General features: G+C 33.0%; 21 protein-coding genes and 1 riboswitch. Of the genes, 13 read left to right on the plus strand and 8 right to left on the minus strand.

Annotated features, from left to right (window positions below; genetic code table 11):
- Nucleotides 1-7: 7 nt before the first annotated feature.
- The 3 genes from BR43_RS02785 to BR43_RS02790 all read left to right on the plus strand — a co-directional run bounded on the left by BR43_RS02785 (nucleotide 8) and on the right by BR43_RS02790 (nucleotide 3,250).
- A complete protein-coding gene (locus BR43_RS02785) occupies nucleotides 8-1,774 on the plus strand; it encodes an ABC transporter ATP-binding protein (protein WP_034559999.1) in 1,767 nt (588 codons plus the stop codon).
- Between the two features lie 430 nt (nucleotides 1,775-2,204).
- On the plus strand, nucleotides 2,205-2,381 hold the full coding sequence (locus tag BR43_RS20105) for a hypothetical protein (RefSeq protein ID WP_169741009.1): 177 nt from the start codon (nucleotides 2,205-2,207) through the stop codon (nucleotides 2,379-2,381).
- An 89-nt stretch (nucleotides 2,382-2,470) separates the two neighbouring features.
- The gene (locus BR43_RS02790) at nucleotides 2,471-3,250 is read left to right on the plus strand and encodes a Cof-type HAD-IIB family hydrolase (protein ID WP_034559260.1); all 780 of its coding nucleotides are present in this window, start codon (nucleotides 2,471-2,473) and stop codon (nucleotides 3,248-3,250) included.
- Between the two features lie 71 nt (nucleotides 3,251-3,321).
- Here the strand turns inward: BR43_RS02790 and BR43_RS02795 are convergent, their stop codons facing one another.
- Both BR43_RS02795 and BR43_RS02800 read right to left on the minus strand, forming a co-directional pair.
- The gene (locus BR43_RS02795; protein WP_034559262.1) at nucleotides 3,322-4,431 is read right to left on the minus strand and encodes a GDSL-type esterase/lipase family protein; all 1,110 of its coding nucleotides are present in this window, start codon (nucleotides 4,429-4,431) and stop codon (nucleotides 3,322-3,324) included.
- Nucleotides 4,432-4,447: 16 nt separating this feature from the next.
- Nucleotides 4,448-5,857: a PTS transporter subunit EIIC gene (locus BR43_RS02800; protein WP_034559265.1), complete on the minus strand. Its 1,410-nt coding sequence runs from the start codon at nucleotides 5,855-5,857 to the stop codon at nucleotides 4,448-4,450.
- Nucleotides 5,858-6,045: 188 nt separating this feature from the next.
- Here BR43_RS02800 and BR43_RS02805 point away from each other — a divergent pair, with 188 nt between their 5' ends.
- Together BR43_RS02805 and BR43_RS02810 are read left to right on the plus strand one after the other, a co-directional pair.
- Nucleotides 6,046-6,762, plus strand: a complete 717-nt coding sequence (locus tag BR43_RS02805) for a GntR family transcriptional regulator (protein WP_034559267.1) — start codon at nucleotides 6,046-6,048, stop codon at nucleotides 6,760-6,762.
- Between the two features lie 83 nt (nucleotides 6,763-6,845).
- A complete protein-coding gene (locus BR43_RS02810) occupies nucleotides 6,846-7,286 on the plus strand; it encodes a universal stress protein (RefSeq protein WP_034559269.1) in 441 nt (146 codons plus the stop codon).
- Nucleotides 7,287-7,419: 133 nt separating this feature from the next.
- Here the strand turns inward: BR43_RS02810 and BR43_RS20110 are convergent, their stop codons facing one another.
- Together BR43_RS20110 and BR43_RS19810 are read right to left on the minus strand one after the other, a co-directional pair.
- Entirely contained in the window at nucleotides 7,420-7,572 is a 153-nt protein-coding gene (locus BR43_RS20110; protein ID WP_169741010.1) for a hypothetical protein, read from the minus strand.
- Between the two features lie 391 nt (nucleotides 7,573-7,963).
- A complete protein-coding gene (locus BR43_RS19810; RefSeq protein ID WP_157463925.1) occupies nucleotides 7,964-8,107 on the minus strand; it encodes a hypothetical protein in 144 nt (47 codons plus the stop codon).
- Between the two features lie 622 nt (nucleotides 8,108-8,729).
- On the opposite strand from BR43_RS19810, the gene BR43_RS20115 reads away from it, so the two are divergent.
- A complete protein-coding gene (locus BR43_RS20115; RefSeq protein WP_169741011.1) occupies nucleotides 8,730-8,876 on the plus strand; it encodes a hypothetical protein in 147 nt (48 codons plus the stop codon).
- Between the two features lie 101 nt (nucleotides 8,877-8,977).
- Nucleotides 8,978-9,106, plus strand: coding sequence for a hypothetical protein (locus tag BR43_RS20560; protein ID WP_281173948.1), 129 nt, complete (start codon nucleotides 8,978-8,980; stop codon nucleotides 9,104-9,106).
- A gap of 688 nt (nucleotides 9,107-9,794) precedes the next feature.
- On the opposite strand, the gene BR43_RS02820 is transcribed toward BR43_RS20560, so the two are convergent.
- Both BR43_RS02820 and BR43_RS02825 read right to left on the minus strand, forming a co-directional pair.
- Entirely contained in the window at nucleotides 9,795-10,274 is a 480-nt protein-coding gene (locus BR43_RS02820) for an ImmA/IrrE family metallo-endopeptidase (RefSeq protein WP_034559280.1), read from the minus strand.
- Between the two features lie 11 nt (nucleotides 10,275-10,285).
- Nucleotides 10,286-10,642, minus strand: coding sequence for a helix-turn-helix domain-containing protein (locus BR43_RS02825; RefSeq protein ID WP_034559282.1), 357 nt, complete (start codon nucleotides 10,640-10,642; stop codon nucleotides 10,286-10,288).
- A gap of 179 nt (nucleotides 10,643-10,821) precedes the next feature.
- Here BR43_RS02825 and BR43_RS02830 point away from each other — a divergent pair, with 179 nt between their 5' ends.
- The 4 genes from BR43_RS02830 to BR43_RS02840 all read left to right on the plus strand — a co-directional run bounded on the left by BR43_RS02830 (nucleotide 10,822) and on the right by BR43_RS02840 (nucleotide 13,511).
- Nucleotides 10,822-11,232: an ArpU family phage packaging/lysis transcriptional regulator gene (locus BR43_RS02830; RefSeq protein WP_034559284.1), complete on the plus strand. Its 411-nt coding sequence runs from the start codon at nucleotides 10,822-10,824 to the stop codon at nucleotides 11,230-11,232.
- 363 nt (nucleotides 11,233-11,595) lie between these two features.
- Complete coding sequence (locus tag BR43_RS19815) at nucleotides 11,596-11,736, plus strand: hypothetical protein (RefSeq protein WP_157463927.1); 141 nt, start codon at nucleotides 11,596-11,598, stop codon at nucleotides 11,734-11,736.
- A gap of 385 nt (nucleotides 11,737-12,121) precedes the next feature.
- Complete coding sequence (locus BR43_RS02835; protein WP_034559287.1) at nucleotides 12,122-12,526, plus strand: phage holin family protein; 405 nt, start codon at nucleotides 12,122-12,124, stop codon at nucleotides 12,524-12,526.
- The gene (locus BR43_RS02840) at nucleotides 12,519-13,511 is read left to right on the plus strand and encodes a GH25 family lysozyme (RefSeq protein ID WP_034559295.1); all 993 of its coding nucleotides are present in this window, start codon (nucleotides 12,519-12,521) and stop codon (nucleotides 13,509-13,511) included. The genes BR43_RS02835 and BR43_RS02840 overlap by 8 nt, the downstream gene beginning before the upstream one ends.
- A 90-nt stretch (nucleotides 13,512-13,601) precedes the next feature.
- On the opposite strand, the gene BR43_RS02845 is transcribed toward BR43_RS02840, so the two are convergent.
- Nucleotides 13,602-14,012, minus strand: coding sequence for a VOC family protein (locus tag BR43_RS02845; RefSeq protein WP_034559297.1), 411 nt, complete (start codon nucleotides 14,010-14,012; stop codon nucleotides 13,602-13,604).
- 141 nt (nucleotides 14,013-14,153) lie between these two features.
- Nucleotides 14,154-14,714, minus strand: coding sequence for a peptide deformylase (gene def, locus BR43_RS02850; RefSeq protein WP_034559299.1), 561 nt, complete (start codon nucleotides 14,712-14,714; stop codon nucleotides 14,154-14,156).
- A gap of 249 nt (nucleotides 14,715-14,963) precedes the next feature.
- Here def and gdhA point away from each other — a divergent pair, with 249 nt between their 5' ends.
- Both gdhA and mgtA read left to right on the plus strand, forming a co-directional pair.
- Nucleotides 14,964-16,310 carry an NADP-specific glutamate dehydrogenase gene (gene gdhA, locus BR43_RS02855; protein ID WP_034559301.1) on the plus strand — a complete coding sequence of 449 codons (1,347 nt, stop codon included), beginning with the start codon at nucleotides 14,964-14,966 and terminating at the stop codon, nucleotides 16,308-16,310.
- A 224-nt stretch (nucleotides 16,311-16,534) separates the two neighbouring features.
- Nucleotides 16,535-16,704: riboswitch (M-box (ykoK) riboswitch) on the plus strand.
- Nucleotides 16,705-17,126: 422 nt separating this feature from the next.
- Nucleotides 17,127-19,745 (plus strand): magnesium-translocating P-type ATPase, encoded by a 2,619-nt coding sequence (mgtA, locus tag BR43_RS02860; protein WP_034559303.1) that lies wholly within the window; start codon nucleotides 17,127-17,129, stop codon nucleotides 19,743-19,745.
- Nucleotides 19,746-20,314: the final 569 nt, after the last annotated feature.

Consider the following 20,314-nt stretch of genomic DNA (forward strand, 5'->3'; position numbering starts at 1 on the left):
AAATTCAATGGATTCAATTAAACGTTTAGGTTCTTATGTAAAGCCTTATAAAACGGGTTTTATTGTGGCGCTGTTACTAACAGTCGTTTGTATGTTTACAAATGCGTTACAGCCTTTTATCATGGGATTAGTGCTTACTGAAATTGGGCACAATGTTGCAGATATAGCCAATGGTGTGGCTGGTGCTGCGATTAATTTTCCATTTATCTTAAAAATTATTGTATTGATGTTAGTCATTGCATTGATTTATCAAATTACAATGTATTCTTCAGCATGGATTATGACCAATGTAGTTCAAAATACGATGCGGGATTTAAGAGCAGATATTGATAATAAAATTAATCGTTTACCTGTCTCTTATTTTGATAAGAACCAACAAGGCAATATTTTAAGTCGTGTGACAAATGATGTAGATGCAATTAGTAACGCGATGCAACAAAGTTTAATTCAAATTGTAAACTCGGTTTTAGGAATTACATTTGCTATCGGAATGATGCTGTATATCTCTATTCCATTAGCGATTATCTTGATTTTAACTATCCCAGCGTCTATTATTATTTCAAAAATCATTGTAAATCGTTCGCAACCTTATTTTAAAGGTCAACAAAAATCATTAGGTGAGCTAAATGGATATGTTCAAGAAAGTTTTAGCGGATTTTCTGTTATTAAACTGTATGGTAAAGAAGAAGATACGTTAAACGAATTTAAAGAAATTAATCATCGTTTAGCCGGATTTGGTTTTAAAGCGGCTTTTGTTTCAGGGATTATGATGCCGCTAGTTGGATTAGTATCTAATTTTGCTTACATTGGCGTGGCTGTTTTTGGTGGATATGCTGTTATTCAAGGTGCATTAACTTTAGGGAATTTACAGGCTTTCACGCAATACGTATGGCAGATTAATCAACCAATTTCACAAATTACTCAACTTTCAGGTGTCTTACAAAGTGCAGCAGCTGCAACAGGTCGTGTTTTTGAAATTTTAGATGAACCTGAAGAAAAACCCGATCAAATTCAACGTCCTTTACCTGAAAAGGTTGAAGGGAATGTATCGTTTGAACACGTTCGTTTTGGTTATACAAAAGATAAACCATTAATTAAGGACTTAAATGTAGAAGTTAAAAGTGGTCAAATGGTTGCGATTGTTGGACCAACTGGAGCAGGTAAAACAACGTTAATCAACTTATTAATGCGTTTCTATGACGTGGATCAAGGTGCAATTAAAATTGATGGCATTGATACGAAGGAAATGTCTCGTGGGGATGTTCGTTCACAATTTGGAATGGTGTTACAAGATGCGTGGTTATATAATGCAACCATTTCGGACAATATTCGTTTTGGGAAGTTGGATGCAACTGAATATGAAGTTGTTGATGCAGCCAAAACAGCCAATGTGGATCATTTTATTCGGACATTGCCAAATGGCTATGATATGGTTCTAAATCAAGAAGCTTCTAATATTTCATTAGGGCAAAAACAATTACTCACCATTGCACGAGCGATTATTTCTGATCCTAAAATTTTAATCTTAGATGAAGCAACTAGTTCAGTGGATACACGTTTAGAAGCGTTAATCCAAAAAGCCATGAAACGAGTGATGGAAGGGCGCACGAGCTTTGTAATTGCCCATCGTCTATCAACAATTCGGGATGCTGACTTGATTTTGGTAATGGATCAAGGAGAAATTATTGAACAAGGAACTCATGATGGCTTATTAGCTAAAGGCGGATTTTATGAAAAATTGTACAATAGTCAATTTAGCGAAGAAGCTGAATAAATAATAGAAATACAGTGAAATCAAGGAGTATCACTTGATTTCACTGTATTTTTTATGCTAAAAATAATGCGAAGCTTAGATGCGGTGAAACTATTCATCGACATCGTGAAGTAGGAAACTCAAGATTGCCATTGATTCGATCACTGAAACCTATTACCGATCATCAACTAGAAGCTAGAGATAGTGTTCTTTCTAAAGCTGGTGGCAAATAATTTCAAATTTCTACTATTCATCGTCATGTAAATGGTAGGTAACAAAAAATAGTATTTCTGACATTGTCACAGTTATTTTAGACTAGTGCTAGACACTGAAAGCATGCAACAGATCATTATTGAGTGTTTTTTTATTTTACACATAGCTAAACAAATAGTCAGCAGAATATCGTCACTTATAGTAAACTAAAGTTAGTTTATGATAAGGAGGTTTTAAAATGGATACAAAAGAATGGATTGAAACGGAATTAAAAAAATTAGCAACAGATGAAAATAGTCTGTTTATTATAGAAGAGACCCTTAAATACATTGATGAGATTACAACGGATAACAACAGCCTTCAAATTGCTCTTGAGGGTGAAATCTGGAGTCCTAAAAAATGGGGTAAAAACTAGTAGATTCTTCTTTAAGTTAGACTAGAGTTACTGGCGATTTAGTGGTACCCTTTATATGGAGACTAAAAAGCAGATTGGATGGAAGTTAGATGAAAAAAAAGATGATTTTCTTTGATATTGATGGAACGTTGCTAAATGAAGAGAAGCAAGTTTTACCCAGTACAAAAGCGGCTTTAAATCAATTAAAGGCGAATGGGCATGAAGTGGCAATTGCCACAGGGCGTAATTTATTTTTAGCTCGAGATGTGATTGAAGAATTAGATTTTATGAATTACATTGTCTGCAATGGAGCGGCGGGTTATTTTCATCACGAATTAGTTTTTGAAAACAGCCTAAATCCTACTGAGTTTAAACAGCTGCTCGCTACAGCTGATCAGAACGAACATCAACTCGTCTATCAATCACCTGAGTTGTTAAGAAGACGTGATCAACAAGCGGACTATCGTATGGAGGAAGCAATGCGAAGTATTGATTTTGGAGTTCCTGAATTTGACCGTGAATTTTACCAAACAAATACGTTGTATCAAAGCTTACTTTTCTATCCTGTTGAAGATCAAGCAATCTATGAAAATGGACAATTTCCTCAATTTCGTTTTGTTCGTTGGCATGATTTTGCTGTAGATGTACTGCCCCACAATGGCTCTAAGGCAAACACTGCATTAATCATGGCGAAAGAAAAAGGTTTTGCCGTTGAAGATACCCTTGCGTTTGGTGATGGATTGAATGATTTAGAATTATTAACAAGTGTTGGTACAGGTGTTGCGATGGGAAATGCATTAGAAGAAGTCAAATTACGGGCAAACAAAGTTACTGCTAACTGCAATGAAGATGGTATTGCTTTGGCCTTACAAGAGCTTAATTTAATTTAACATTCACAAAATCAAAGCTCTTCAGACTATATTTTCTACATAGTCTGAAGAGCTTTGGTTTTTATTTATCATTAAATCCAATTGGACCAATCAATAGATTCTGCAATCAATTGTCCCGCATATTGATTGAAGTGGAGATGGTCCCCACAATCTGCTTTTTGTGCTAAATGTGTTGGCTGTGTATGAGAAGCCACAAGCTTATCTACATCGATGACATTCTCTTGCTGTAAAATCCACTGATTAACTTCTTGGCGAGTGGTTTCAATTTTAGAATTCCAAACGAGATTTCCTTCGTTAGTATACCCCTTAAAGGGTGGAAGTGTACATATAATGAGTAGACAGTCTTGTTTTTCAGCAATTATTTGAACTTTTTTGATGCCGTCAATTAAGTCCTGACTTGTTGGCAATTCAGTCAGGGGTGATCCGTTACCGGGATGAACTAGGTCATTGGTTCCTTCCAAAAAGAAAATGATATCAGTAGAATGGTCATTAAAAAGATCATCTTGGAAACGATCCAACCCAGCTACTCCAAATGTGGTGGCATATCGGCTCGTAGAATTTGTAGTATGAAGCAACCGATTTCCAGAGATACCAGCATTGCATACACTAATTTTACCAGGATATTGTTTGTAAAGTTGAGTTGCGATAGCACTGGACATAAATCCTTGGTGAGTCAATGAATCTCCAAAGAAGCTGATGGTTTTAGAGTGATTTTCTGTAAGAATATCTACTTGGCAAATTCCTAGAAAAAATGCTGGAGTTGGTAGTGAAGAATCAAAAAAACTTGTGAAAAGGCTAGTATCAATAGTAGTGCCTAATGTATTTAGTGTTTGTTGTTCTTTAATTGAGAGTGAGAGTAGCAATGTTTCACCAACAGCTACTTCATAATCTAATTCATCGGTAAAGAATTCAGTTTGTGGTGGTACAATAATCTGTACTTCTTGATTTTTTGTGATAATTTTAGTGAAGTAGCGTTTTGAATTTTCTGTAGTTGAGAAATAAATTTTATCAATAACAAGGGGCGCGGTACCGAATTTATTTGAAAGTAACAGTCGGACTTTATTTCCAGCAAGATTGTTCTTGATTAATAAATGCTGTGTTGTGTTTTCAAAGGTTTGTTGTTGATTTTCATAATGAATCATTTCGCTAGCCCATGTAGCTTTCCATTTTAGTTGAGACAAAGTGAGTCAATCCTTTTTAGTTAGTTTTTATTGTTTTATTTTTCAATCGTCCAATTAAATAAGTGCTAGTAAATCCAATAACAAAGGCTACTAACATTGCAAAGGCATACTGTACCCACATAGTTTGTGGAATAATAATAAAGGATAGTGGACCAGCTGGACCAAATGAAAATGCATAAATATGGAAATACATTAGAATCATGCCTGCAAATCCAGAACCTATCAGTGAACAAATAAAAGGATATTTTAATTTGATTGTAACTCCAAACATGGAAGGTTCAGTGACACCTAGTAAAGCAGAAGTCATAGCTGTATAGGTTAAGGCACGTTCCTTCTTAGTTTTTGAATTTAAGCCAACAGCTAAGGCGGCAGCTGCTTCAGAAACACAGGTTAACGCAATGATTGACAATAAGAAGCTTTGATTGGTGCTAGCTAATAATTGGACATTGACAGCAATAAAGGCATGATGCATTCCAGTAACAACTAACAATTCCCAGCCAAATCCAAAGACAAAACCGGCGATGATCGGGAAGGTATCAAACAATGAAATAATACTTGATGTAATAAAGTTAGCAACACTTAACATAACAGGTCCGATTACCAAAAATGTTAAAAAGCTAGAAATAAAAATAACTACAGGTGCAACGATAATTAATTGCAGTGTATTGGGTATAATTTTTTTTAATTTGATTTCGAGGAAAGAGAGTAAATAGGAAGCTACAAAAACAGGTAAGACTTGACCTTGGTAGCCAATTTTTGCAATAGATAATCCAAAAATCGTCCATTTTTCAGGTGTTTCCTGACCGATTAAGTTGGCGTTCATTAAATCAGGGTTAATGAGAATCAACCCTAATACAATTCCTAGTACTGGATTTCCACCAAAGCGTTTCGTTGCAGACCAACCAACTAAAACAGGTAAGAAGGTAAAGGCTGTATTGGCAATTAGAGTAATCATATCGGCAATACCAGAGATATTTGGATAGGCTTCTACAATTGAGGAAGCAAAGAAAATGCCTTTATTCGTTAACAAACCGCTTAATCCTAAAAGTAAACCGGCACTGACAATTGCAGGCAAAATGGGAATAAATACATCAGAAAAAGTTTTAATTCCACGTTGCAAGAGATTGCTGTTTTGATTAGCGGTTTCATTTAATTCAGTACTAGTTGCATTAGTTAGTGGATAGTCCTTTAGAATTTCGTCATAGACTTGATCAACTAATCCAGGTCCAATAATTACTTGAAATTGACCATTTGCACTAAATGTTCCTTTTACCAATTCATTTTGAGTTAAACTTTCTATGTTTACAAGTGTTTCATCTTTTAAAATAAAGCGTAAGCGGGTAACGCAATGAGTTAATCCTTGGATATTTGTAGTTGTACCAACAGCTGCTACTATTGAACGAACTTGTTGTTTGGGAATAGCCATTTTATCAATCTCCTCTTTTTTATTTGGCAAGCTATGGATGTTTGCGATTTCATTATAAATTTGTTTAAACAAATTGTCAATGGGGAATTTGATATTTGTTTAAACAACTACTGATTCATTTCTTGTGTTTTATTTGAAAATAGCATACTATTAAAGAAAGAACTTGGTAAGGAGGCTAGTAGAAAAAGATGAATAAATTTTCAGTTATCTATGAGACATTAAAGAAAAAGATAGATCAAGGTGATTATCTCCAAACAATGATGCTGCCAACAGAAGCAGTTTTGGTAGAAGAATATGATTGTAGCCGTAATACCGTTCGGCGTGCCATTTCTCAATTAATTGATGAAGGGCTTGTTTATAGCGTCAAAGGACGTGGAGTTGTTATTCTTGAAAAACAGAATACAGATGAGTTGCTGTTAAATTTAAGCAATTTTAATGGAATTCAAGCTCTTAATTCAAATCAAAAAATTGATTATCAAACAAAAGTCATTAAATTTACTAAGCTAACTATCACAGATGAGTTACATCAATTAACCTCATTCCCAATTGGAACGGAAGTTAGTTATATAGAGCGTGTTAGAATTGTTAATGAAAAAAGAATGGTATTAGATATTAATTATTTTAGAACAGAAATTGTTTCAGGATTAACGGAAGAAATTGCAAAGAAATCAATTTATCATTATATTGAAAAAGATTTAGGTGTGAAAATATCAACCTCAAGAAGGCATTTAAAAGTTGAAGGTGCAACAGAGTTAGACACCTTGTCCTTAGATTTGCAAGAATATAACTGTGTAGGTATCATTAGCAATTGGGCATATACAGATATGGGGAAGTTGTTTGAATACACGGAATCACACTTTATTCCAGATACATTTGCATTCGTAGAACTTTCAACTAAGCGTTAATAGAAATTCTTTGAACTATTGGTTTAATTGTTTTATGATAGATCTATTAAGGTGTTATTTTTAGATGAAAAGGAGCGGAATTTATGACAAATTATAAACGTATTTTAGTAGCAGTTGATGGTTCTGTTGAATCAGATGTAGCCTTGAAGAAAGCCATTGAAACAGCAAAAAGAAACGAGTCTGTTTTAGAAATCTTGCAAGTTATTGATGACGATAAAAATGTTTATGGTCACTTTGGAGGGCAATACGGAGCTTTGATTGATCATGCGAAAGAAGTTGCAGAGCAAGAAATGGTAAAACGTTTGGAATTTGCTACATTTGAAAATGATTTGCATGTTGAAACAACTATTTTAGTTGGCAATCCGAAACGTTTAATTGTTGATTATCGTGAGGAAGAAAAAGATGTGGATTTATTATTAGTTGGTGCAACGGGTAAAGATGCCTTGGAAAAAGTACTGTTAGGCTCAGTCACAAGTTTTATCTTAACTCATGCATACTGTGATGTTTTAGTTGTTAGAAGTTAAAAAAATAAAACAATCAAATCGTTCTGATTTGATTGTTTTTTATGTAATTAAAGAAGATGTCTGAGTTTGGTTTCTCATCAGACATCTTCAAAGGGTACTGGAACTAGAATCGTTCATTAGAATTTGACACTCCTTAGTTTAGCTTGTTTTTTAATTCTACGATTGCTTGTTCAATTGTGATACCGTATGCTACATTTGATTCATCAGTGGCATCAATTGCCATAAAAATATTTTTTGCTGTATCAAAAGCAATACGATACTTTAAGTTGTTGTTATTAAATACCATAATTATGCTCCTTTCTATAAAAAGTTGAAATGAAAGGCAACTATAAACGATAGTTGATAACGAAATTCCAAAATAAATTTACCATATTTTTATTAGAAATGCAATTAAATAATGTCTTAGATTTTCTGAGTTATAAAGATTATTTAGTTTTGATAAATTGAAATAAAAAACCTCGTCTATTGGGGGTAGACGAGGAATTCTGATTCTGTTGGAGGCAGAATCAAGGATATTTTAAAAGGTGAGTTAATTATAACATATAAAACTGTTAATTTCATCTATAAGTTATATATTTTTTGTTTTTTTTTATTTAAATGAATAAAAGTACCGATACTACTAGAGTTGGTGGCGAAAATCTAGTTCTTAAATTAAAGTGAAATTTTTTTATAGGTCACTAAAGTTCTTTGAAGTTTACGTAAAACTCCCATAATTCAAAACCAATCTCGTAATGAATTTCAGCGGCTGTTAAGTTCCACAAATAGTTTTTTAGTTCATGCAAGTTAATTTCAGCATTTTCATACATATCAATATGTCCCATTAAGTATTCGATCTCCCTTCGTAATACGCTAATTGTTACTTTAATGATACGAACATTTGTTCTTTTTGTCAAGAGAATTAGGTGAATAAAAAATATTATTAATTAGTGAATAGATATTGTTCATTAATCGTATAATTGAATGAAATAAAGATACTGTGAAGTGAAGGCCCAATTCATTATAAAAATGTTATTTATATGATGTTCGGTCAATGTACTATTTTTTATGATTGATTCCAGCTTAAGCCAATAGTTCTTAATTATGTTACGATAGTAATGTTATCGTTCTTTTCTATCATGTAAAAAAGATAATAAGAGCAGTAAATCTTCCTAGAATGATTTTGTTATTGCTGTATTTTACAACTAAAAGAATAAAGAAAATCAATTTTGGCAAAGAGGAGTTGACTAAACATACAGATTACTTTAACTGGAGGTCGTTCACTATTAGCTTTTTAGCTAGTTAAAAAAATTTAAAAAATAGATCATAAAGTATTTATATTTGAGCATTTTAGCCCAGCATAGGCCACATATAGTTAGTTTGTTGAAGAAGTAAGAATATTGCCTGCCCCAGCAAACTCGTGACAAGAGTTTAAAGTGGAATTACTTACTTATCTAGAAATAAAAAATGATAGATGTATTAGTGACAATTAATGAAAAATTGTTATATTATGGTAAACTACAAGAGGAAATTCATCAATTAGGTGAGACTTTTCTAATTGGCTCGATATCATTATTAGAGACTGTGCATTTATTGAAGGGTGTGAATCCATAGGTTTAATGGTGCCTGTAACAGAAAGATATTGAGGGCAGGAAGTAGATTTTTAATGTAATTTAATTAAGCCGGAGTATTCACGCTTTGGTCAAAATGTTTTTATGACGAAGAAAGAATTTTTAGATGTGGGGACTGAACAAACCTATATGATTCAAGAAAAGATTCAAGGGCAACAAATTTGTGTGCTATTGATGCTTAAAGAAGGACTGTTAGTTTGTGATTGCGCATAGGATACGAATTTAGGAATTGTATGTTTTGCAAGTTTAACTTATATTCAATTTTCACATATCAAGCTATGTTCTATTTAAATTATTTGGCTAAAAATCTAGGTGAGAAGGGTATAGGCAGTTTTGATTTCTTTTTTGATGGTTCTAATTTTTACTCAATTGAATGCAATCTACGATTCACTTTTGGTGGAGTCTTACAACATGAAATAGGTACTATGAATTTACTAACACGGGAGGTTGTGCTAAAGAATGAAGCTTGGGAATAGGAGGATAATATAGGATTCAGCTGGTGTGGTTATGAAGAATTATAACTAGGAAAAAATGGCGACAATCGTGCTTTCACTATCAAAAAACAAAAGATGTTTTAACAGAATATTTTGATCTGACTACGTGGTTGAGGATACCTTGGGTGCCTCTTTCTTACTATATGAAAGGTCGGTGGAAAAAATGAAGTTTACTGATTTTATTGTCCATGGTACTATTCATCGGCTGAAGTACTAAAAGAGAAGGGGTGCGATGAATATGCTTAAATTGAAATGTTATCAGGAGGTTGTTTAATATATTCTCTCTTTTTTACTTAGATAGAGGTAGTTATGAGGTTCAATCTATTGTATGAATGGGAGGCTTGTGCTGCTTTAAAAACTAACGCTGATGCTAACTAAAAGTAAATAGTCTTTTTCTAGCATCAGTATTAGACAGTTGCTGAATTTTCTTTTAATAATGCAATTTCAATAAATGGTTCAAATGTAATTTTGTAGTCATCGACAATGACTTCTTCGCCATATTGTAATTTATATTGAGCTAAGGCCTCAGAAAGAAAATCTTCTGTAACTTCTAAATAATCAGCTAGTTCAAATAAATTACTGCAACCAAATATTTTGGCTTTAACTAAGTTCTTTAAAGGAATAAGCAGCTCATGGGCATATTTTCTAGCAAGTAGTTCTTGTTTCCGATTTACTGTAATTTGTTGATCTAAGATATTGCCACTATTTTTTTTACCATGACCATATTCTTCAGCTAAAATACACTTTTTTTCAATTTCACTTTGATTTTCTTCGATTAGAATTTTTCCATTAATAAAAAAACCATAGCTTCCAGTTTGCTCAATTAGAGGAACTTCGTATACTTGAAATTCTTCTGAAACATAATTTAGAAGTTGTTCATAATTCAACGAGATCCCCTTCAATCTTTAGAATTTTTTTGACTAATAATAAAATCAATATATTGGTTGATGTTTTCAATATCTTCTTTAGTTAGTTTTTTGTTTGCATTGGCCATATGGGCAGCAACGGTATTAATTTCTTCATGATTCAATGAATTATTTTTCACTGGTAAACCATACATAAGTGTTTCAATATCTACATCAAATAATTCACTCATAATGGCTAAATCTTTTGCTAGAGGAGTATTGGCACCGCTGACCCACTTAGAAACGGCACTTTCGCTTTTACCCAGAATTTCTCCTAAGGTTTTTCGAGTCATTTTTTGTTCTTTTAAATAGTAATCAATCATTTGTCCTACAATCAACTTTTTTTCCATTGGTTTGCCTCTTTTTAATTTAATAATTAAATTATAACAGGGTTGTGATTTAAAATCAAGTTTGTTTAGTTTTTTTAGGACTTTAAATCAAAAAAATGTTGACTATTGATTTAAAATCCGGTATATTGAGTTTGTAGAAAATAATCGGATTTAAAATCAAGTTTATTAGGAGTGGTAAAATGATTGCTTTATTTGATGGAATAAATATTGAAAAAACTAAGGCAGCAGCAGAAATGGTACTAATGGATTATCGTAAATTGAAGATGATTTCTAAGCGAGAGATTCAACAAAAAATGACGAGTAACTATGATTCACTTTCACCTAGTACAGCGGATGTCACGCCGGAATTAGAACGAAAAGTGGTAGCTAAAATTTATGCAGAACAAGAAACTGAACGAATTGAACGAGCAGTAGAATCGATTCCGAATGAAAAACAGCGTATGGTAATTGAAGAACGTTATTTAAAAGGGTATGAAAAATACGATACAGATTGTAGTTTAAACTTAGATATGCCAACAAGCTCTTATTCAAATTATAAATCTGCTGGTTTGATTGCAGTTGCTTGGGCCTTAGGTTGTGAAGAATATTAAATCAATAAAATAAAATTTCTGCGATAAAGTGAATGACTTTATCGTTTTTTTTTGCGTTCAAGTAAGAGTTTCAATTAATTTAGATAAATTTTGAGTGAAGTTTGGAAGGTATTTGTAAAGGGGTGGTAAGCCTTTTAAAGTACGTAGTTGATAGTATTGTAATATCGAAAGGTTAAGGGAATGAGCAAATATAAAACCAACTAATTCAAGTTATTCTATGTTCAAGTTTTTTTCTTTAATCAAATGACTAAATTAGTGGGGGATTTAGTTGTTGTTGGGAGGTGATAGAAATTTTAATAAAAAAGAAATGAGGGAGAAATCTGTTTAAATTGAGATTTAGAGTAGCTTGAACATTATGAAGGAATGATTAAGTTGTTTTATGGGGATGAGCATTTCCATCATATTAGTTTTTGGCTAAGTTTGCAATATCAAGAACTGCTAACAGATTTACCTTTGGTGAATTATGTGACTAGGGTGCAAATGGAATTAGAGATAGTGGGATAATTTTTAATAAGTAATAAAGAAATAATTTATAAGACTTGATACAAATACAGTTAAACTGCAATAGATTTTGGCAGTGATAGAGATTTTTATATGGTTTTAAATTCTGACACTTGATGTATTTGGAGTGAATTTGAAATGACAATAGGGGTGAAAAATAAAGTAAATGTACAGTACAGATAGCGCAAACGGTCATAGTGAGGATAGTGTAGAACAAATTCAAATAAACACAGATGGAGTAGTTTATATTATCTCTAATGACTTTGGTAGTTCTACTTTTTCTTTCTCAAGTGTTATGTATTTAGTTTAAGTAGTAGGTTGGTTTTGTTAAACCAAGAATTCATTTCTTGGTTTAACAGCTTTTTATAAAGAAAGGGATGGGAAGTAAATGGTAATAGAATTTTTTAAAAGTGTCGGTATATTTTTATTTGGAGGGAGTCTTCCAATAATGGGAGTTTATCTATTAGCTGTATTTATTGATTTAATGACAGGATATGTTGTGGCGCTGAAGTCACATAATTGGCATTCAGCAATTAATCTTTGGGGAATTTTAACTAAGTTAACAACGATTTTTGCCATTATCGCTGCAGCAATTTTAGACAATATCGGTCCTTTTTTTGGTATTGTGATTCCAATCAATATTGCACTATGGGCAACAGGTTTTCTAACCCTATACGAGATTAGTAGTATTTTAGAAAATTTTGCAGGATTAGGGATAAAATTAGGGTTTATCAAAAAATATTTAGGCATTTTTAATGAGCAAATGAATGGAAAGGATGATGAAAATGAGTAAAACAATTCTTGATATTTCAGAATGGCAAGTACCTTCATCAATCAACTACGACCAGCTGGCTTCGCAAGTAGAACTAGTTATTATTCGAGTGCAGTATGGTAGTAATTATGTAGATAAACATTATAAAACACATAGTCAAGAATTTAAAAAACGTGGTGTGCCGGTTGCTGTGTATGCTTGGATTCGCGGAGTTAATATAACTGATATGGAACAAGAAGCTACAGATTTTTACAATCGTGCAAAAGAATTCAATCCATCTTTTTGGTGGTTGGATGTAGAAGAGGAATCTATGGCAGACATGCGAACAGGCTGCAGTGCTTATTTGCGTAAATTAAAATCTTTAGGCGCTCAACGTGTAGGTGTTTATATTGCCCATCATTTGTATAAACGTTTTAATTTGAATTTAATGGAAGTGGATGGTGTTTGGATTCCACACTATGGCAGTAACGATGGGAAACCAAATAGTCAACCGGATTTTCTAACAGATCTACATCAATATACGTCTACAGGTCGATTGTCTGGATATGGAGGTGACTTAGATTTGAATCGGTTGCTTGGAGTCAAAAAATTAGCGTGGTTTACTGGTGCTCAACCATCAGCAAACAATAATCTTGAAAAACCAACTGGAAATATTCCAATTGGTTCAAAAGTCAAGATTGAATCTTTTGCAACGGCATATAGTACAGGTGAACGCATTCCTGATTGGGTTAAAGCACCAACATATAGTGTTATAGAAATTCAATATAAAAAACAGTCTAATTCAACTTATCGTTATTTGTTATCAGAGATAAATTCATGGGTTTTAGAACAAGATATTCGAGTTGTAAGTGAAACAAATAGAAAAGTATATCGTATTGAAAAAGGAGATAGTTTATGGGGAATCGCTGAAAAAGTATACGGAACTGGAAGTCGATATATAGAATTAAAACAGTTAAATAATTTAACGACGGATCTAATTCAGCCAGGGCAAACTTTAACCTATTAGAAAACAAAATTGCTTATCAGTAAGTTATTGCTGATGAGCTACATAAAAAAAATACCTTTGAAATGAATCAAAGATACTTTGTGTTTTAATTTATTGAACAGAAGTGGGGTCCATATAAACGACTTCCCAAAGATGATTATCTAAATCTTGAAAACTACGAGAGTACATAAATCCCATGTCTGTAGGATCGTTATAAAACAGAGCGCCAGCTGACATAGCTTGGTCAACGAGTTCGTCAACTTCGTTACGACTATCAACAGATAATGCTACAATCACTTCGGCTGTTTTTTCAGCATCAGCAATTTCTTTTTTGATAAATGATTTAAAGAACGGTTTAACAAGCAACATGACATAGATGGTTTCACTAATCACCATGCATGTTGCATTTTCATCAGTGAATTGTGGATTAAAGGTAAATCCGAGTTTAGTAAAAAAGGCAACAGAGCGATCTAAATCTTCTACGGGTAAGTTTACAAAAATACTAGTTGCTTTGGCTGTCATCAAAAAATCCTCCTCTATGATAAATCTAAGATTAAGGTACCATTCAGATTGAAATATTGTCAAATAGAAGGTCTTGCAAAAGTAGGTAACAAAAAAACTGTGGTCCAAAAAGCTAGATACCTTTTGAACCGCAGTTTTATTTTAAGAAATTAATGTTACGTCTTGAGAAATCTTGTAAGGATCCTCTTGGTTAATATGATCATAGAACATGACACCATTTGTATGATCGATTTCATGTTGAACCACAATAGCAGCATAATTTTTTAAACGAATTTTATGTTGTGTACCATTTGAATCAGCATATTGTACTGTAATTCGTGTGTGACGAACAACATAACCAGGAACTTCACGGTCGACAGATAAGCAACCTTCACCTTCTGCCAAACAAGAATCTTGAATGGAATGGCTGACAACTTTAGGATTAATCATAATTGTACTTAACGCGGGTTCTGGATTTTCTACAGTTCCTGGAATGTGGACAGCGATAATCCGTTTTGGAATATTTAGTTGTGAAGCCGCTAATCCAACACCACCACGCAAGTTATATTTTTCAGCTAATTCAGGATCTTGGCTGTTTTTTAAAAATTCCATCATATCTTTGCAAAGTTGTTCTTCGTCATTTGTTAAAGGAAAGGCAACATTTTTAGCAGTTTCTCTTAATGTTGGGTGACCTTCCCGGATGATATCTTCCATAGTAATCATTTTATTATTCACTCCAGTATTTAGTAATTAAATAAAGCTATTATTCCTATAATAGGATTCAATTTATTCTACCAGTATTTTTAAAAAATTGCACGACTTTAAAAAATATGTCACATTTTTTATAATTTTGACTTTTAATTATTAAAAATTTATGAGATAATAATGAAAATTCAGACTATTTAATTTATCTAGTCCTGTTTTTTTATAAAGGCAATAAAGCAATAAAAATAATTTTTTAGGGGTGGCATAATGGAAAATGCAACAGATTATATCGCAAAAGTGTACAAAAAGGTGGAACAACGTGATCCAAATCAGGTGGAATTTCTACAAGCAGTGAAAGAATTTTTTGACACTATTGAACCAGTTATAGCTCGTCATCCCAAGTTGATTGAAGAAAATATTTTAGAACGAATTGTTGAACCTGAACGTATTTTTCAGTTTAGAGTACCTTGGACAGATGATCAAGGGAATGTTCAAGTGAATCGCGCTTTCCGTGTGCAATTTAGTTCAGCAATTGGACCATATAAAGGTGGCTTGCGTTTCCACCCAAGTGTTAATCAAAGTATTGTGAAGTTCTTAGGTTTTGAACAAATTTTTAAAAACAGCTTAACAGGTCTCCCAATTGGTGGCGGTAAAGGTGGAAGTGATTTTAATCCAAAAGGAAAATCTGATTTTGAAGTGATGCGTTTTTGCCAAAGTTTTATGACAGAATTACAAAAATATATTGGTCCAGATGTTGATGTTCCTGCGGGAGATATTGGTGTTGGTGGACGCGAAATTGGTTATTTATTTGGCCAATATAAAAAGCTTAATGGATTTGGAGCAGGTGTCTTAACTGGAAAACCGATTCCGATGGGTGGTAGTTTAGCAAGGACAGAAGCAACTGGGTATGGTTTAGTGTATTTTACAGATGAAATGTTAAAAGATGCGGGTAAATCATTTGCCGGTGAAAAAGTAGTTGTTTCAGGTAGTGGGAATGTAGCTATCTATGCAATTGAAAAAGTACATCAATTAGGTGGAACAGTCATTGCATGTTCAGATTCAAATGGTTATATTTTAGATCTAGATGGAATTAAAGTGGACACAGTGAAACGTCTAAAAGAAGTTGAGCGTAAACGTATTTCTGAATATGTTACTGAACATCCAACAGCAACATATGTTGAAGGTAGTGTTTGGGAACTTGAAGAGGAATTTCAAATTGCATTACCATCAGCAACTCAAAATGAAATTTCAGGAGCAACAGCTGAAAAATTAGTTAAACAAGGAGTTTATGCAGTCGCTGAGGGGGCAAATATGCCAAGTGATTTAGACGCAATTAAAGTTTATCAAACGAACAAAGTCTTATATGGACCTGCAAAAGCAGCAAATGCAGGTGGTGTTGCGGTTTCAGCATTAGAAATGAGCCAAAACAGCATTCGTTTAAGTTGGACGTTTGAAGAAGTAGATAGTCGTTTGAAAGATATTATGACGGATATTTATGTACAATGTCGTGATGTTGCGAAAGAATATGGCGCAGAAGGTGACTTTGTTACTGGTGCCAATATTGCTGGTTTCTTAAAAGTTTCTGAAGCAATGCTATCTCAAGGTGTGTTATAAAATAGAAAATTGATGGAATAGAGCTGATTTCAGCTCTATTCTTTTTTTGTTATTGAAGATAAAAAGATGGTTTTTTTAGTTAAAGTTTCTGAAGCTTATAGATAATAAATTGAGTGTATTTGTTATTTTATCAATAAATAAAAGTTAGATTTTTTATTTATTTATTTTTTAGGGTTGACTTAAAATCTTGTTTGAGGTAAATTAGGGATGTAAAAGAATTGAATACACGCTTCTGTTAGGTGAGGCTCCTATATGGAAAAATGCTGCTGCCCAAAAATATCGAGAGATGCCAATGGGTCAACAAGTTTGGTCGGATTAAGGCCATTTTTAACGTAGCTGATTTGAACAAAATCTACGCCATATAGTGCTAAAGCTCGACGATGGAGAATAGCTTATTACCCTTATTTTGTTATAAGTTGGTAGTACAATGTGAACTAGTTTATTTATTCTGAACTTTTTAGCATACTTTCTGATCGTTGAATAGAGAGTATGCTTTTTTTGTATGCTAATTAACCGATGAATGATTTAAAGACGGATTCATCAACCAAATCAACCAATAAGAAGTGCTAAAACGAGGGAGTTTTTTTTAAGTTGTGTATTACTGGTCGTAAGTTGACCTGTTTATTAGATAGATAAATTTAGTATAAAAAAGAGAGGTGAGTGTTATGGAAAGAAAAGCAACGAAAGACAGTAGCGATCCTGGAAGTCAGATGCTGCAAGAAAAGTTAAGCCGACTTACCGATGCTCACTTGTCTAAAATAGAGTGATTATAGTAGTAACGTTTCTCTTTTCTTGCTAGAAAGTGAGGAAAAGAAAATGATGAATGTTAGAAGAAATCAAATTAAGACAGAAAAAAAATCAAAAGATGCAGAATTAAAAAAATTAGGCTATTTAAATGAAGAGGAAGTTTTAACTAGTTTAAAAACAAGTTTAGCAGGTATTAGTGAAGTTGAGGCAAAAGAGCGTTTGGAAACAGTGGGACCCAATATTGTGGCTTCGCAAAAGCCTACGCCTTGGTATATTTTATTAATAGACTCTTTTAAAGATCCCTTTGTGTATGTATTGATGCTCTTGTTGGTCGTTTCAGCAGCTACAAATGATATTGAAGCAAGTATTGTAATGGGAATGATGATCCTGTTTAGTGCTGGAATTCGTTTTGTACAAGAATTTCGCTCACAAAAAGCTAGTTTAGCATTAAAAGAATTAATTGAAACTACGTGTGCAGTAACTCGAGATGGATTAACTCGTGAAATTCCAATTGATGAAGTAGTTCCAGGAGATATCGTAGTTCTTTCAACTGGCGATATGATACCAGCAGATGCACGTTTGATTTGGACTAAAGATTTGTTTGTTAATCAATCTTCATTAACAGGTGAATCAATGCCTGTAGAAAAATTTGTTCGAGTTGAAAAACAGATTAATGATGAGAATGAAACAGCTTTGGATTTGTCAAATCTTGCATTTATGGGAACCGATGTGTTAAGTGGTCAAGGCCGGATTGTTATTTTGAAAACTGGGAAAGAAACGTTCTTTGGTGATGTTGCCTCAAATGTTTCAGAAAAACGGGGTGAGACAAGCTTCGATCGTGGTGTGAAAGATATTAGCAAGTTGTTGATTCGATTTATGCTAGTGATGGTACCAATTGTTTTCCTAATTAATGGATTGACAAAAGGTGATTGGAGTCAGGCTTTCTTTTTCTCAATTGCGGTTGCAGTAGGTTTGACACCAGAAATGTTGCCAATGATTATTACAAGCAATCTAGCTAAAGGTGCCATTACAATGTCTAAAAAGAAAGTAATTGTAAAGGAATTAAATGCGATTCAAAATTTAGGAGCAATGGATATTTTATGTACAGATAAAACGGGGACAATTACAGAAGACAAAGTTGTCCTAGTTCGACATGTCAATCCAATTGGAGATGAATGTCAACGTGTTTTAGAGTTGGCTTATCTAAATTCTAATTATCAAACAGGTTGGAAAAATTTAATGGACCATGCAGTCATTCAATATTTTGATGAAAATAAAGAACAAATCATCATTGGTGATGTTGAAAAAATTGACGAGATTCCTTTTGACTTTTCAAGACGTCGTTTAACTGTAGCGGTGAACAATCGTGGACATCAATTAATGGTGACCAAAGGTGCCGTTGAAGAAATGATGAAGATTTGTCAATTTGTTGAATTAGGTGATGAAGTTATTCCGCTAACACCAGAACTTGAACAAAAAATGCTAGATGTTAGTGTGAAAATGAATAAAGAGGGTATGCGTGTACTGGCAGTTGCTTATAAAAAGGATGTCCATACAACGGCAACTTATTCTGTTGAAGATGAAAAAGAGATGATTCTAGTTGGTTTCATGGGATTCTTAGATCCAGCCAAAGCTTCTTCAATTCCAGCAATTCAATCACTTCACAATCATGGTGTAACGGTTAAAGTTTTAACAGGTGACAATGAAGTTGTGTCAATGAAAGTTTGTCGTGACGTTGGGATTGATGTTGGTGAGGTTTTATTGGGAACTCAGGTGGAGCAAATGAGTGATACAGAATTAATGGCTGCTACAGAAAGATCTAATTTGTTTGCTAAATTAAACCCACTTCAAAAAGCTCGAATCATTTCTTTATTACAAGAAAAAGGACATACCGTTGGTTTTATGGGAGATGGAATTAATGATGCTCCAGCATTACGTAAAGCAGATGTAGGTATTTCAGTTGATACAGCAGCAGATATTACGAAAGAAGCAAGTTCCATTATTTTATTAGAAAAGAGTTTAACTGTCTTAGAAGATGGTATTTTGGAAGGCCGTACTGTATTTAGTAATATGATGAAATATATCAAAATGACGATTAGTTCTAACTTTGGGAATGTTTTTAGTGTACTAGTAGCAAGCGCCTTTCTACCATTTTTACCAATGCTTTCAATTCAATTACTTGTGCAAAATCTAATCTATGATGTTGCACAGTTGACGATTCCATGGGATAGAGTGGATGAAGAAGAATTGCGTTTGCCTTCTAAATGGACAACAAGTAATCTAATGAAATTTACTTTAAGTATTGGACCAATTAGTTTAATCTTTGATATTTTAACTTTCTTGTTAATGTGGTTTGTTTTTCAAGCAAATACGATTCAAAGTTCAGGATTGTTCCATTCTGGCTGGTTTGTCATTGGTTTGATTACACAAACTGTTGTCGTTCACATTATTCGGACACAAAAAATTCCGTTTATCCAAAGTCGTGCAAGCTTAGTGGTTACATTGTCAACAGTTGTTGTGATTGGAATTGCTGTTTTATTCCCAAGTAGTATTTTGGGAGGAATGGTTGATTTAGTGGCATTACCAAACACTTACTGGCCATGGATGATTGGAATAGTTCTAGTGTACATTTTAACAGTACAATTAGTTAAAACAATCTATATTAAAATCAATAAAGAATGGCTTTAATAAGAGAAACCCTTTGATTATTCTTGATTAATCAAAGGGTTATTTTTTTATGGATTTTTACTATATAATAGAAGGAATTTTCAAAAACAGAAGATAAATACAGTTAATTTAATTCAGTTAAGAAAAACAATCTTGTTTGAAAAGGAGCAATCAGAGTAAAAAAAGTGTTAAAAATTTTTAAAAAAATGAATTATGAGAAAAAATTAATTTAATTAAAAAACATTGTGAAAAAAATATAATGATTGTTCTGTGTTACTTATTACACAAAAAAATAATACAGTTTTTTAGTACGAGTATAACAGTTCGATGTTGAATCAACGCTTTTTTATAAAATTCTTGTTTTTTTTCCTTTGCTTTTTTTCATTATCATTCTATAAAATTAAACAAGTGAAAGTATTCACTATCCTGACAAGGTCTTTCTGTTTTTTAAGCTCTCAAAGGGTTTTTAATCTTTTTTGCCTAAAAAAAAGAAACTAGAAGACTGTCAAGCGAAAGGTAAAATGTCCTAAACCTTAAGCTCACATTAATGCAAGCTTTTCCTTCGTAAAAACTTGCATTAATGTGACCGT

Source organism: Carnobacterium gallinarum DSM 4847 (assembly GCF_000744375.1).
GTDB classification, from domain to species: domain Bacteria; phylum Bacillota; class Bacilli; order Lactobacillales; family Carnobacteriaceae; genus Carnobacterium; species Carnobacterium gallinarum.

Excerpts from the sequence above, each read along its gene's own strand:
- BR43_RS02785 (WP_034559999.1), top strand. The coding sequence starts at position 8 with ATGGATTCAATTAAACGTTTAGGTTCTTATGTAAAGCCTTATAAAACG.
- BR43_RS20105 (WP_169741009.1), top strand. The coding sequence starts at position 2,205 with ATGGATACAAAAGAATGGATTGAAACGGAATTAAAAAAATTAGCAACA.
- BR43_RS02790 (WP_034559260.1), top strand. The coding sequence starts at position 2,471 with ATGAAAAAAAAGATGATTTTCTTTGATATTGATGGAACGTTGCTAAAT.
- BR43_RS02800 (WP_034559265.1), bottom strand. The coding sequence starts at position 5,857 with ATGGCTATTCCCAAACAACAAGTTCGTTCAATAGTAGCAGCTGTTGGT.
- BR43_RS02805 (WP_034559267.1), top strand. The coding sequence starts at position 6,046 with ATGAATAAATTTTCAGTTATCTATGAGACATTAAAGAAAAAGATAGAT.
- BR43_RS02810 (WP_034559269.1), top strand. The coding sequence starts at position 6,846 with ATGACAAATTATAAACGTATTTTAGTAGCAGTTGATGGTTCTGTTGAA.
- BR43_RS20110 (WP_169741010.1), bottom strand. The coding sequence starts at position 7,572 with ATGGTATTTAATAACAACAACTTAAAGTATCGTATTGCTTTTGATACA.
- BR43_RS19810 (WP_157463925.1), bottom strand. The coding sequence starts at position 8,107 with ATGGGACATATTGATATGTATGAAAATGCTGAAATTAACTTGCATGAA.
- BR43_RS20115 (WP_169741011.1), top strand. The coding sequence starts at position 8,730 with ATGATAGATGTATTAGTGACAATTAATGAAAAATTGTTATATTATGGT.
- BR43_RS20560 (WP_281173948.1), top strand. The coding sequence starts at position 8,978 with ATGACGAAGAAAGAATTTTTAGATGTGGGGACTGAACAAACCTATATG.
- BR43_RS02825 (WP_034559282.1), bottom strand. The coding sequence starts at position 10,642 with ATGGAAAAAAAGTTGATTGTAGGACAAATGATTGATTACTATTTAAAA.
- BR43_RS02830 (WP_034559284.1), top strand. The coding sequence starts at position 10,822 with ATGATTGCTTTATTTGATGGAATAAATATTGAAAAAACTAAGGCAGCA.
- BR43_RS19815 (WP_157463927.1), top strand. The coding sequence starts at position 11,596 with ATGATTAAGTTGTTTTATGGGGATGAGCATTTCCATCATATTAGTTTT.
- BR43_RS02835 (WP_034559287.1), top strand. The coding sequence starts at position 12,122 with ATGGTAATAGAATTTTTTAAAAGTGTCGGTATATTTTTATTTGGAGGG.
- BR43_RS02840 (WP_034559295.1), top strand. The coding sequence starts at position 12,519 with ATGAGTAAAACAATTCTTGATATTTCAGAATGGCAAGTACCTTCATCA.
- BR43_RS02845 (WP_034559297.1), bottom strand. The coding sequence starts at position 14,012 with ATGACAGCCAAAGCAACTAGTATTTTTGTAAACTTACCCGTAGAAGAT.
- def (WP_034559299.1), bottom strand. The coding sequence starts at position 14,714 with ATGATTACTATGGAAGATATCATCCGGGAAGGTCACCCAACATTAAGA.
- gdhA (WP_034559301.1), top strand. The coding sequence starts at position 14,964 with ATGGAAAATGCAACAGATTATATCGCAAAAGTGTACAAAAAGGTGGAA.
- mgtA (WP_034559303.1), top strand. The coding sequence starts at position 17,127 with ATGATGAATGTTAGAAGAAATCAAATTAAGACAGAAAAAAAATCAAAA.